Source organism: Microbacterium halotolerans (assembly GCF_003569805.1).
GTDB classification, from domain to species: Bacteria; Actinomycetota; Actinomycetes; order Actinomycetales; family Microbacteriaceae; genus Microbacterium; species Microbacterium halotolerans.
On sequence record NZ_KZ984051.1, the window covers coordinates 804,164 to 816,489 of the forward strand.

Genomic DNA, 12,326 nt, shown 5'->3' on the forward strand with positions numbered 1-12,326 from the left:
TGACGTCCGGATGAGACGCCCCACTGTCACAGGACGCCTTCGTTCGTCACCATAAGATCGCATTTGCTTGAAAAAGTCAATGATTGAATCTTTCCTCGTTCGCTGTACAGTGTCGGCATGGCGACGGCAGCGAACGGACAGGCGGGAAGGGCCAGGATCGACGATCTGAGCTTCCTTCTCGCACGCGCCAACGCGGTCTCGCTCCAGGCCGCGACGGCGGCGCTGCGCCCGTTCGGGCTGAAGACGCGTTCGTACTCCGTGCTCGCTATGGCGCTGAGCGACGAACCGCCGTCGCAGCGCGAGATCGCCGAGTACCTTCGCCTCGACCCGAGCCAGGTCGTCGCCCTCGTCGACGGGCTGCAGGAGCGCGGGCTCGTCTCGCGCGAGACCGACGAGCGCGACCGCCGCGCGAGGGTCGTCGTCGCCACTCAGGCCGGTGCCAGGCTCTACGCCGACGTCGACGCCACCGTGCACGGCGTCGAGGACGAGGTGCTGCGCGAGCTTGATGCGTCGGAGCGTGCCGTGCTGCGGGAGCTGCTCGACCGGATCGCGTTTCCCGCGTACGACTGAAGCCCTCCGAGTCGCCGGGACTCGGAGGGCTTCAGTCGTACGGAGACGCTGGCGTTACTTGATCCAGTTCGGCGTCAGCATGAACTTGCCGTACTGGCCGGCATTGACGTCGCCGGGGACCTTCGCGGCGTGGATGATCGCGATCACGAAGGTTCCGATGACCACGGCCAAGTAGACGAGGATGCCGGCGATCGGAATCCAGATCACGAATGCGGAGGCCACGATCGCGATGATCCTGATCAGCTGGAAGTTCAGGTTGTCGGCGGCGGCCTTGCGGGCGACCGGGTTCACCTTGTCCTTCTCGACCAGGTAGAAGATCAGCGCCGGGATCCAGGAGAAGAACACGCTCAGCCACAGGTTGAGGGTGATGTTGCCCGGCTCGTTGCCGTAGGGCTGACCGTAGCCCGGCTGGGGCTGGCCATAACCCGGCTGGGGCTGGCCGTAGCCCGGCTGAGGGTACTGCTGGCCGCCGGCCGGCGGCGGGTTGTATCCCGGAGGCTGCTGGCCGTAGCCAGGCTGCTGCGGCGGCACCGGCTGCTGCGGCGGCACCGGAGGCTGCTGCCCGGGGGGAGGAGGGGGAACGGCACCTGGATCGGGTGCGCCCCCTGGAACGTTCTGGGGGTCCGTGGGGTCGTTCGTCACGGCGAAACCTGCCTTCGGTGTAATCGAGTCATCCGCGGGCCCCGCGATCTGAAGGTGCGAGTCCCGTCGTTCCCCAACAATGCCAGGTTGTGTGCGCGATAGCGAGAGTTTGCGCGGTGTTGGCGGAAGTCGGCGGAGGGCAGTTCTGCCCATGCTCGGTGATGACCGGATCGGTCGGGGCGCAATTATCCGGCCAAAGTCCCGAAAATTCGACCTTGTCCGGCTTCGGCGTGTCGCTTGCTATGGCTGGGAAGACGACGGGGATGCCCGGGGAGGTCCATGGGAAGGGCCGGTATCGTGAAGGGGCAATGTCGAGCACAGAAGCAGACCAGGCCCATCCGACCGATACTTCTCTCACGATCCGCAGCACCTCCGTCTCCGATGGAGCGAGCATGTGGACGCTCGCCCGTGATTGCGGGCTCGACCTCAACTCCTCATACGCGTACCTGATCTATGCCGCCGATTTCTCGGCGACGTGCCGTGTCGCCCTGCTCGGCGACGAGCCGGTGGGCTACGTGCTCGGCTATCGCCCGCCGGAGCGGCCGTCGCACCTGTTCGTGTGGCAGGTCGGGGTCTCGTCACGTGCCCGCGGCCATGGGGTCGCCGCTCGCATGATCCACGATCTGCTCGATTCGCTCGACGAGGTCGAGGTGCTCGAGGCCACCGTCGAGGAGTCCAACGACGCGTCGCGCGCGCTGTTCGCGTCGATCGCCGCCGCACGAGGAGGCGACCTGGCCTGGACCGACGGCGTGCTGTCGACGGACTTCCCGGACGAGCACCCGGGCGAACCGCGCCTCGAGATCACCGGAATGCGCGCGCGCTGAGCGCGCCGTCCGGCCACAAGACGTCACTTCATCGAAACCAGGAGAACAAGATTATGTCTACGAAGATCGATACGACAGAGCTGGAATCCAGTGTCAGGAGCTACTCGCGTTCCTGGCCGGTGGAGTTCGACACCGCGCACGGCGCGACGATGGTCGCATCCGACGGCACCGAGTACCTCGACTTCTTCGCTGGCGCCGGAACGCTCAACTACGGGCACAACAACCCCGCGCTCAAGAAGGTGCTGATCGACTACCTCGCCAGCGACAAGGTCGTGCACTCGCTCGACATGTTCACGACGGCGCGCGCCGAGTTCCTGACGACGTTCAAGGAGCAGATCCTTGAGCCGCGCGGCCTCGACCACAAGGTGATGTTCCCCGGACCGGGCGGCGCGAACGCGGTGGAGGCCGGCTTGAAGCTGGCCCGCAAGATCACGGGCCGCGAGGCGATCGTGAACTTCACCAACGCGTTCCACGGCATGACGCTCGGTGCGCTCAGCGTCACCGGCAACTCGATGAAGCGCGGCGGTGCCGGCATCCCGCTGGTGCACGCGACGCCGATGCCGTACGACGACTACTTCGACCAGGATGTCACCGACTTCCTCTACTTCGAGCGCATGCTCGACGACGAGGGATCAGGACTCAACAAGCCGGCCGCCGTGATCGTCGAGACGCTGCAGGGAGAGGGCGGAATCAACAGCGCTCGCGCCGAGTGGCTGCGTTCGCTCGCCGCGCTGTGCAAGAAGCACGACATCCTGCTCATCGTCGATGACATCCAGATGGGCTGCGGTCGCACCGGAAGCTTCTTCAGCTTCGAAGAGGCCGGCATCGTGCCCGACATCATCACGCTGTCCAAGTCGATCTCCGGATACGGCCTGCCGCTGGCGCTCACGCTCGTGCGCCCCGAGTACGACGTGTTCGAGCCGGGCGAGCACAACGGCACGTTCCGCGGCTTCGCGCCGGCGTTCGTCACCGGCGCGGAGGCGATCCGCCAGTTCTGGAGCGACGATCAGCTGCAGCGCTCGACCCTGGAGAAGGGCCTCGTGATCGAGAGCGCGTTCAACGCGCTGGTTGCGAAGTACCCGGAGGCCGAGCTCATCTCGAAGGGTCGCGGCCTGGCGCGCGGCCTGCAGTTCGGTGAGGCGGAGAAGGCCGGCGAGGTGGCGCGCGAGTGCTTCGAGCGCGGTCTGCTCGTCGAGACCTCCGGTCCCGTCGACGAAGTCGTGAAGCTGCTGCCGCCGCTGACCGTCACCGACGACGAGCTCACCCGTGGCCTCGGCATCATCGCCGACTCCGTCGCAGCCGTGCTCGCCCGCTGACCAACCAACCAATCGAAGAGGGATAATCCATGATCGTTCGCACCCTTGACGAGATCGCCGACACCGAAGCCGACATCAAGAGCGAGAACTGGCGCAGCAAGCGCATCGTCCTCGCGAAGGAGGGCGTCGGCTTCTCGGTGCACGAGACCACCCTGTACGCGGGCACCGAGAGCTACTTCTGGTACGCGAACCACATCGAGGCCGTGTTCATCACGTCCGGTGAGGGCGAGATCGAAGACCTCGCGACCGGAGAGGTGCACGAGCTGAAGCCCGGTTCGCTCTACCTGCTCAACGACCACGACAAGCACAAGGTGCGCCCGCGCACCGAGATCAAGTGCGTGTGCGTGTTCAACCCGCCCGTCACCGGCCGGGAGGTGCACGACGAGAACGGCGTGTATCCGCTGGTCACGGAGGAGACGGCGGCGGTTTAGCGCCACAGGTTCACAGACCTCACGCAAGGCGGGGACCTCGGCGTCCGGAGAGATCCGGACGCCGAGGTCGTCCCTTGCGCTGGTGGGCCCGCCGGAAACGACGGGCAGCGGAAAGTTCACGAGACCCGGTTCTGCCGGGAGAAGGGAATTGACCATGACCACCGCAATGATCCAGCAGGATCAGTACCCCACCCGCACGGGTGAGCAGAACGTGCCGGCGACGACGCGCACCCACCCGACCGTGTGGGGCGATGCCGCGGACGGCCCGTTCGATCAGGCGGCGCTCGACGCGCACGCGAACCGCGGGTTCTCCATCTTGGAGGACTTCATCACGCAGGACGAGGTCGAGCTGTACTCGTCCGAGCTGCGGCGGCTCTCCGCAGACGAGAGCCTGCGCGGCGACCCGCGCCTGATCACGGAGAAATCGACCGGAGCCGTCCGGTCGGTCTTCGCAGTGACGGGGCTGAGCGAGGCGATCGACGCCCTCAGCCGCGACCCTCGGGTGCTCGATCGCGCCAGGCAGCTGCTCGGCTCCGATGTGTATCTGCACCAGACGCGGGTCAACTTCATGCCGGGGTTCACCGGCAGCGGCTTCTACTGGCACTCGGACTTCGAGACCTGGCATGCCGAAGACGGTATGCCGATCCCGCGCGCCGTGAGCTGCTCGATCGCACTCACACCCAACTACCCGTACAACGGCGGGCTGATGGTGATGCCTGGGTCGCACCGCACGTTCGAGCCCGGTGTCGGTGAGACGCCGTCGAACAACCACGCGTCCTCGTTGAAGGCGCAGGTCGTAGGCGTTCCGAGCGAAGACGCAGTGACCGGAATGGCCCATCAGTTCGGCATCGACCAGTTCACGGGGCTTGCGGGCTCGGCGCTCTGGTTCGACTCCAACATCATGCACGGCTCGGGCAACAACATCACGCCGTTCCCGCGCTCGAACGTGTTCATGGTGTTCAACTCGGTCGAGAACGCGCTGGTGGAGCCCTACGCCGCACCGGCGCCGCGCCCCGAGCACATCGCCAGCCGGGACTTCACGCCGCTGCGCTGATCTCGGCGCACTGCCGCTGCGCCCGTGCGAACGCGCTCGTCATTCGCACGGGCGCAGGCCGTTCGGGTCGGTCGTCGTAGCCTGGTCTGCATGGAACCCCTGCTCAACTTCATCGGCAGCTACTGGTGGCTGGGCTTCATCGTCGCCGGGCCGATCGTCGGCATCGTCGGCTCGGCGAAGGGCTGGTGGCGCGAGCAGGAGGAGCTCTCCCACAAGCGCAGACTCGAGCTGATCGAGGCGAAGGCGCGGGCGCAGGCGATCTCATCAGGCGCGGAACTCACCCCGGATGAGGTCGAGAAGGCCGACGCGGTGAGCCGCTCCGACCGCATCCGGCGTCTGATGGACACGCACGACGAGGTGTCCCGGCGCTGGCTGGACTACGAGCTCGACGTGGCGAAGCTCATCGCCTTTCCGACGATGAGCGACGGGCGCGACCCGCGCACCGCCGCGTTCCTGAGAGCCAAGAAGGTCGCAGACGGACTGCGGCCGGCGTCGCCGGAAGAGCGCGTCGATGCGGAGACCTACGCCGAGTACCGCGACGCGGTGCACGACTTCGAGGTCGCATTCGACGTCGCCGAACAGGAGGCGCGCCGCGTGCGCGACACCGGGTTCACCGAGTCAGAGCGCCAGCGCCTCTCCCGCGCGCAGCAGCTGCTCAACGTGGCCGTCGACCAGTCGGCGACGGCTGCTGAGCGCCAGACCGCGTACCGGAGGGTGCGCGACGAACTCGAGGGGCTGATCGTGCTCTCGGATGCTGCGGAGGAAGAGCTGAAGCACCGCGTAGCCGGGGAGCTCGAAGCCTGACACCGGCGCTTCAGACCTCCGCGAGCCGCCCGGGCTTCTGCGTTGCCGCGGCCGGTCGCTGCAGGCCGACGATGCGGTCGCCCTCCCGGCGGTCCGCCGGACGGTGCGAGACCAGCACGGTGACCCGGTTGCGCGAGGAGCGCCGGATGTCGCCCATCATGTCTTCGGCCGTCGGTGCGTCGAGGTGCGCGCTCGGTTCGTCGAGGAGGAGCACATCGGCTCGGCTGAGCAGTGCGCGGGCGACCGCGAGCCGCTGGCGCTCGCCGCCGGAGAGCGCTGTCCCCGCGGGTCCGACGCGGGAGTCGAGTCCGTCGGGAAGTTCAGCGACCAGGCGCGCCAGGCCCGCGCGCCCCAGCGCGCGGCGGAGATCCGCATCGGTCGGAGCATCACCGGCTCGGCGCGCGAGCAGCAGATTGCCGCGCAGCGTCGAGTCGAACACGTGCGCATCCTGTGGGCACCACGCCACCCGATCGCGCCAGTTCTCGGGTGAGAGCTCGGGCAGCGGCACGCCGTTCGCGCGCACCTCGCCGCCCTCGGGCCGCAGCGCGCCCATCAGCACCGACAGCATGGTGGACTTGCCCGCACCGCTGGGGCCGTCGATCACGAGCCACTCGCCGATGCCGACGCGCGCGTCGATGCCGGTGAACACGTCCTGGTCCGTGCCGGGGTAGCGAGCCGTGAGACCGTCTGCCTCGATCGTCCGGATCTGGAACTCCACGTCCCGGTCGCCTGTGAGCGCTGCCGGGGTCGGGCGCAGCACGGGTGCGATGCGTCGCAGCGCCGCGCGCAGGGCGGGGAGGCGCTGGGCCGCGGCGACGAGGCCCGCGACGGGCTCGAGCGCCGCGAGGGAGAGCAGTGCGACGACGGCGGTCCGTTCGGCCGGCAGGCCGTAGGAGGCGGCGAGCGGGGCGATGACGGCGGCGAGCACACAGACGGCGAGCATCGCGACCGCCGCCCCGAGCCCTGCACCCCTCGCCGCGCGGCGCTCGGCTGTCGCGAGGCGCGCGGCGGTGGCGTCGAGCATGGACAGCGCCGCCGACGACGGGTCAGCGCCGGCGCGGGCGGCCTGGCCGGAGTTGCCGCGCAGATCGTCTGCCGCTGATGCCAGAGCAGACGTGCCGCGCACGACTTCCGCCCGTTCGGCGACGCCCGCGACGCCCGCACCCCGCTCCGCGATGACGGCGAGAACGGCGCCGATGACCGCCGCTGCGACGAGGACGGCGCCCACGAGCGGGGCGAGCGGAGGCGTCACGATCCACGTCGTGATCGTGACCCCGGCGATCGCGAGCACGCCGACCGCAATCGGTGGGAGGGTGCGCGGGAGCTGGTCGCGCAGCTCGTCGGCCTGCGTGACGAGGTAGTCGACGGGCGATCCGCCCTCCAGCAGCCGTCGGGAACCGGCGCCGCGAGCGGCGATCGCCCGCCACATCCGGATGCGCAGATCGTCGATCACGCGGAATGCCGCGGAGTGCGTGGCGAGGCGCTCGGCGTAGCGGGCGACGGATCGGCCCAACCCGAAGAAGCGCACACCGACGATCGCGACCATCAGCGCCGCGATGTACTCCTCCGTGCTGGCCCGCACGATGAGCCACCCCGACACCGCGGTGAGCGAGAGCCCGAGCGCCGTCGCGACGAGGCCGAGGGCGACCGCGCCCGCCCAGCGCCAGCCGGCGGAGCGGAGCAGGCCGGTGAGCGGGCCGCGGTCGGCGGTGACAGAACGCAGTCGATTCGAGCTGTGATCGCCGAGATCGCCGGTGCCCTGCCGGGTCGCCTGGCGGACTTCCCGCGTTGTGCTCCTGGCATCGCCGGAGCCGTGGGGCGCGCGCGGAATCGGACCGGTCGGAGCGGCGACGGCGACTCTGCGGGTGGCGAGGGCGAGGGTCTCCGGCTCGTGCGAGGCGAGCACGACGACGGCTCGGCCGACGCGGCGACGGATGGCTGCTCGCACCAGCTCGGCCGCCGCCGCATCGAGGTGGGCCGTCGGTTCGTCGAGCACCAGCAGGGTCGCTCCGGCATCGACGCGGGTCAGCGCGCGGGCGACGGCGAGCCGGCGCAGCTCCCCGGGACTGATCTCGGCCACCGACGCGTCGGCGACGTACGCCAGGCCGAGCTCATCCAGCGCCGCTTCGGCATCGCCCGCGCCGTACAGCGCGAGCTCGTCGCGCGGTGTCGTGGCGAATGCGCGCGGCGCCTGCGGTGCCCAGGCCACGCCGTGAGCACCTCGCTCCGGCGCGGAGCCGGGGTCGCCATCGGGGGCAGAGCGGTGCCGGACGCCCGTGATCGCACCAGCCACGCTCGCATCATCCGGCAGCACCCCGGCCAATGCGGCCAGCAGGGTCGATTTCCCCGATCCGCTCGGCCCGGTCACGGCAGTGATCCCTTCCAGGCCGGTGCTCAGATCGTCGATCACGGCGCGATCGCGACCGGCGTAGCGCACCGTCAGCCCCGAGACGCGGATCTCGGTCGATGCCTCGTGATCAGCGGCGCGGGGACCGCCCGAGAGCCGGCCGTGGGTGACTTCCGCGGCCATCGCGCCATGACCGCTCCGTTCATCCGGAACACGGACATCCGGAGCGGTCGGTCTCGCAAGCAGCTGCTTCACTCGTGCCAACGCCGCCAGCCCCGCCTGCGAGGAGTGGAAGGCGGTTCCCACCTCGCGCAGCGCGGAGTACACCTCGGGCGCGAGGATCAGCGCGATCAGCGCGGCCTCGAGTGGGACCGTGCCGTACATCAGCCGCAGCCCGAGGAATACGGCCACGACCGCGACGGACAGCGTCGCGATCAGCTCGAGCGCGAGCGCCGAGAGGAACGCCGTGCGCAGCGTCGCCATCGTGCGTTCGCGATACTCGCGCTGGATCGTCTCCAGCGCCGCGGTCTGCTCCTCTACGCGGCCGAGGCCGACCAGTACGGGCAGCCCTCGCGCCAGCTCGGCGAGATGATCGGCGAGTCGGGTCAGAGCACCCGTCGCCTCCTGAGTCCGCTCCTGGGTGTGCCTGCCGATCAGAATCATGAACACCGGTACGAGCGGAACGGTGAGCACGACGACGACGGCGCTCACCCAGTCGGCGCCGAGGATGCGCAGCCCGACGAGCGACGGAACGGCGACGGCGGCGATCATGGCGGGCAGGGACTGCGTGAAGTAGTCGTCCAGATCGTCGAGGCCCTCGCTCGCCAGCACGCTCGTGCCGCCGTGGCGTCCGCCGCCGCCGGCCGCGATGCGGCGCCACAGCTTCGCGCGCAGATCGGCCTTGACCTCGGTGGCGACCCGGCGCGCTGCGACCTGGGTCGCCCATCCGGCGCCCGCCCTGACCAGACCGCCGGTGACGCCCAGGGCGAGCACAGCCGTCGCATCGAGGGTTCCGTCGGCGACTCCAGCGATGCCGCGCGCGACGGCCTCGGCGACGAGCACGAGACCGAGCGCCTTCAGCGCGGCGAGGATGCCGAGCCAGAGGAGCCGGATGGGGCGCACCGGGCCGAGGTCCGGTCGCGCGATCATCGCGGTGCTCATACCGGTGGCTTCTCGCGCAGGATCGCCGGCAGGAACGTGTGCGGCTCTGGCATCATGCCCGGCGTGAGGCGCTGGCGGAAGATCCAGTAGGACCACGCCTGGTACGCGATCACGATGGGGAGGCCGACGGCCGCAACAACGGTCATCACGGTCAGCGTGTAGTCGCCGCTCGATGCGTTCCACGCGGTGAGTCCGTGTGCGGGGTCGAGGGTCGACGGCAGCACGTAGGGGAACATGCCGACGAAGATCGACGCGGCACCGCAGACGATGAACGCGGCGTACCCGGCGAATGAGAGCCCCTCGCGTCCGGCCCGTGCGGCGAGCCATCCCGCGATCGCACCCGCTGCGGCGAGAGCGACCAGCGTCCACGGGATCCATCCGCTGTCGTGCGCCAGCTGCACCCACACGGCCCACGCCACCGCGGGGGCGAGCAGCACAGGAGCCCACGTGCCGGCGAAGCGGCGGGCGCGCTGTCGGATGAGGCCGTCGGTCTTCAGCGCGAGGAAGGTTGCACTGTGCACGAGCGAGAAGCCGACCAGGCCGAGGCCGCCGAGCACGGTCGGCCACCCCAGCCACACGAACGGGCCGCCGACGCGGTCGCCGTTCGCGTCGATCGGCAGCCCGGTCGAGGTGATCGCCAGCATCGCACCGACGCAGAACGCGGTCACGAGCGAGCCGAGGCCGAGCGCCCATGTCCAGACGCGGCGCCAGCGGTCGTCGTGCACCTTGCCGCGGAACTCGATCGCCACGGCCCGTGCGATCAGGGCCAGCAGTGTGATCGTCAGCGGCACGTAGAGCGCGGAGAAGAGAGAGGCGTACCAGGCGGGGAAAGCCGCGAAGAGCGCGGCTCCCGCGGTGATGAGCCACACCTCGTTGCCGTCCCACACTGGGCCGATCGTGTTGAGCATGGTGCGGCGCTCCCGCTCGTCGCGGGCGGCGAAGAGCACGCGCATGCCGACGCCGAGGTCGAAGCCCTCGAGCACGAGGAAGCCGATCCACAGCGCCGCGATCGCGACGAACCAGACGACGGGGAGAACGTCCATGACTCCTGCTCCTTCCGGTCAGTAGGCGAAGGCGAGCACGTCGTCTCGCCGGTCATCGTCTCGGTCATCCGGATCAGGGCCCTCGGAACCGGATGACGGGGGTTCGTGGGAGAGCTCCGGCATGGCGGCGGCGACCCCGCCCCGCACGTATTTCACGAGCAGGATGATCTCGACGATCCCGAGCACTCCGTACACCGCCGAGAGCGAGATCGTGGAGAACAGCAGCTCGCCGGCCGTCACGCCTGGCGACATCGCCGCCTGCGTGAACATGAACACGCCGTCGACGCCGGTGTGATCGGGGTTCGGGGCGACCACGAAGGGCTGACGTCCGATCTCGGTGAAGATCCATCCTGCGATGTTGGCCGCGAAGGGCGCGGCTATGCCGAGGATCGCCAGGCGCATCACCCACGGTGAGCGCGGCACCGTTCCTCGTCGCGTCAGCCACAGTGCGATCACGGCGGCTCCCGCGACGAGGCCGCCCAGGCCGATCATGAGCCTGAACGCCCAGTAGGTGACCCACATCGGCGGCACGTACTGCACTTCGACGCCTGCATGCTCGCCGTAGATGGCCTCATCCGGGATCGCCTCGCCGTACTGATCCTGGTATCGCGTCTCGAGCTCATTGATGCCGGCCATCTCGTGGCCCCACTCGTCCGTGGCGAGGAAGCCGAGCAGGCCGGGCACCTCGATCAGAGTGATCACGTCGTTGCAGTCGCGAGAGCCGGGGTCGCCGAGCGAGAGGATCGAGAAGGAGGAGCCGCTGTGGCACGCCGCCTCGGCTGAGGCCATCTTCATCGGCTGCTGCTCGAACATGAGCTGACCCTGGTTGTGGCCGCTGAGCGCAGTGCCGGCGAAGCCTATAATCGCGACGACGGCGCCGAGGCGCAGCGACGTCAGCCAGACGCCGTGATCCTTCTTGTCGCGGGAGGGGACATCCGGTGCCTCGCCGACGACGACGCGGCCGACCTGGTCGACCGTGTCGATGCCGTCGTGCCGCCGACGCCAGAGGTGGTACCAGCTGATGCCGAGCAGGAACATGCCAGCGACGACGAGCGCACCCATGACGGCGTGTGTGAAAGCCGAGATCGCCGTGCTGTTGCTGAGCACGGCCCAGATGTCGGTCATCACGGGGCGGCCGTCGTCGCCGAGCTCGACGCCGACGGGGTGCTGCATCCATGAGTTGGCGACGATGATGAAGTACGCCGACACCCAGCTGCCGATGACAGCGCACCACAGCGCGGTCAGATGCAGTCCCTTGCGGATGCGACCCCAGCCGAAGATCCAGATTCCGAGGAACGTCGACTCCACGAAGAAGGCCAGCAGCCCCTCGAGTGCGAGCGGGGCACCGAAGACGTCTCCGACGAAGCGCGAGTACTCGCTCCACGCCATGCCGAACTGGAACTCCTGCACGAGGCCGGTGGCGACGCCGACGATGAAGTTGATCAGGTAGAGCTTCCCCCAGAACTTCGTCATCCGCAGCCACCGCTCGTCGCCCGTGCGCAGCCATCGCGTCTGCATGATCGCGACGGTGAGGCCGAGCCCGATCGTGAGCGGGACCATCAGGAAGTGATAGACGGTGGTGATGCCGAACTGCCATCTGGCGATGTCGAGCGGGTCCATGTGTCGAATTCTACGTCACGTAGAAGTATTTTGACAGCGCGTAGAAGAAATTTTTCGACTCAATGTAGAAGTTCTTCGATCTCGGGTAGAATGTTTCGATCGGAAGGAGGGGCGATGGCACATCTGGGTGATCTGGAACGCGCCGTCATGGACGTCATCTGGGACGCAGACGGATCGCTGACCGCGTACGACGTCAAGGACGTGCTCGAGGCCGATGGTCGCGATCTTGCGGCGACCACGTTGCTGACGGTGCTCTCGCGCCTCGACAAGAAGGGGTTCGTCGCCTCCGACCGCACGGCGCGCCCGCACCGGTATCACGCACTCGGCACGCGTGAGGCGCACATGGCCGAGCTGATGCACGAGGTGCTCGGCGTCGCAGGAGACCGCTCGGCGGTGCTCGCCCGTTTCGTCGGCGGCGTCTCCCAAGAGGACCAGGCCGTCCTCCGCCGCCTCCTCGAGAGCTGAGCGCCGCTGCCGGACTGCGTATCTCGCGGGCAGCGTGCGGGCCTACGCT

The 12,326-nt window shown here is 68.8% G+C and carries 11 protein-coding genes; 7 read left to right on the forward strand and 4 right to left on the reverse strand.

Going from position 1 to position 12,326, the window contains the following annotated elements; genetic code table 11:
- The first annotated feature begins 117 nt into the window (after positions 1 to 117).
- Positions 118 to 570 (forward strand): MarR family winged helix-turn-helix transcriptional regulator, encoded by a 453-nt coding sequence (locus tag DZG09_RS03685; RefSeq protein WP_119696336.1) that lies wholly within the window; start codon positions 118 to 120, stop codon positions 568 to 570.
- Positions 571 to 624: 54 nt separating this feature from the next.
- Here the strand turns inward: DZG09_RS03685 and DZG09_RS03690 are convergent, their stop codons facing one another.
- The gene (locus DZG09_RS03690; RefSeq protein ID WP_162893141.1) at positions 625 to 1,212 is read right to left on the reverse strand and encodes a DUF4870 domain-containing protein; all 588 of its coding nucleotides are present in this window, start codon (positions 1,210 to 1,212) and stop codon (positions 625 to 627) included.
- 308 nt (positions 1,213 to 1,520) lie between these two features.
- Here DZG09_RS03690 and ectA point away from each other — a divergent pair, with 308 nt between their 5' ends.
- The 5 genes from ectA to DZG09_RS03715 all read left to right on the forward strand — a co-directional run bounded on the left by ectA (position 1,521) and on the right by DZG09_RS03715 (position 5,641).
- Entirely contained in the window at positions 1,521 to 2,036 is a 516-nt protein-coding gene (ectA, locus tag DZG09_RS03695; RefSeq protein ID WP_162893142.1) for a diaminobutyrate acetyltransferase, read from the forward strand.
- Positions 2,037 to 2,089: 53 nt separating this feature from the next.
- Positions 2,090 to 3,352, forward strand: a complete 1,263-nt coding sequence (ectB, locus tag DZG09_RS03700) for a diaminobutyrate--2-oxoglutarate transaminase (protein WP_119696339.1) — start codon at positions 2,090 to 2,092, stop codon at positions 3,350 to 3,352.
- Between the two features lie 29 nt (positions 3,353 to 3,381).
- Positions 3,382 to 3,783: an ectoine synthase gene (locus DZG09_RS03705; protein ID WP_119696340.1), complete on the forward strand. Its 402-nt coding sequence runs from the start codon at positions 3,382 to 3,384 to the stop codon at positions 3,781 to 3,783.
- 154 nt (positions 3,784 to 3,937) lie between these two features.
- The gene (gene thpD, locus DZG09_RS03710) at positions 3,938 to 4,837 is read left to right on the forward strand and encodes an ectoine hydroxylase (RefSeq protein WP_119696341.1); all 900 of its coding nucleotides are present in this window, start codon (positions 3,938 to 3,940) and stop codon (positions 4,835 to 4,837) included.
- Between the two features lie 90 nt (positions 4,838 to 4,927).
- Complete coding sequence (locus tag DZG09_RS03715) at positions 4,928 to 5,641, forward strand: hypothetical protein (RefSeq protein ID WP_119696342.1); 714 nt, start codon at positions 4,928 to 4,930, stop codon at positions 5,639 to 5,641.
- Positions 5,642 to 5,651: 10 nt separating this feature from the next.
- Here DZG09_RS03715 and cydC read toward each other — a convergent pair whose 3' ends face one another.
- The 3 genes from cydC to DZG09_RS03730 are packed head-to-tail and all read right to left on the reverse strand — an operon-like array spanning position 5,652 to position 11,812.
- Positions 5,652 to 9,149 (reverse strand): thiol reductant ABC exporter subunit CydC, encoded by a 3,498-nt coding sequence (cydC, locus tag DZG09_RS03720; RefSeq protein WP_119696343.1) that lies wholly within the window; start codon positions 9,147 to 9,149, stop codon positions 5,652 to 5,654.
- Positions 9,146 to 10,192: a cytochrome d ubiquinol oxidase subunit II gene (gene cydB, locus DZG09_RS03725; protein ID WP_119696344.1), complete on the reverse strand. Its 1,047-nt coding sequence runs from the start codon at positions 10,190 to 10,192 to the stop codon at positions 9,146 to 9,148. The genes cydC and cydB overlap by 4 nt, the downstream gene beginning before the upstream one ends.
- Before the next feature lie 18 nt (positions 10,193 to 10,210).
- Positions 10,211 to 11,812: a cytochrome ubiquinol oxidase subunit I gene (locus tag DZG09_RS03730; protein WP_119696345.1), complete on the reverse strand. Its 1,602-nt coding sequence runs from the start codon at positions 11,810 to 11,812 to the stop codon at positions 10,211 to 10,213.
- Between the two features lie 114 nt (positions 11,813 to 11,926).
- Between DZG09_RS03730 and DZG09_RS03735 the strand changes: the two genes are divergently transcribed.
- The gene (locus DZG09_RS03735; protein WP_119696346.1) at positions 11,927 to 12,277 is read left to right on the forward strand and encodes a BlaI/MecI/CopY family transcriptional regulator; all 351 of its coding nucleotides are present in this window, start codon (positions 11,927 to 11,929) and stop codon (positions 12,275 to 12,277) included.
- The last annotated feature ends 49 nt before the right edge of the window (positions 12,278 to 12,326 follow it).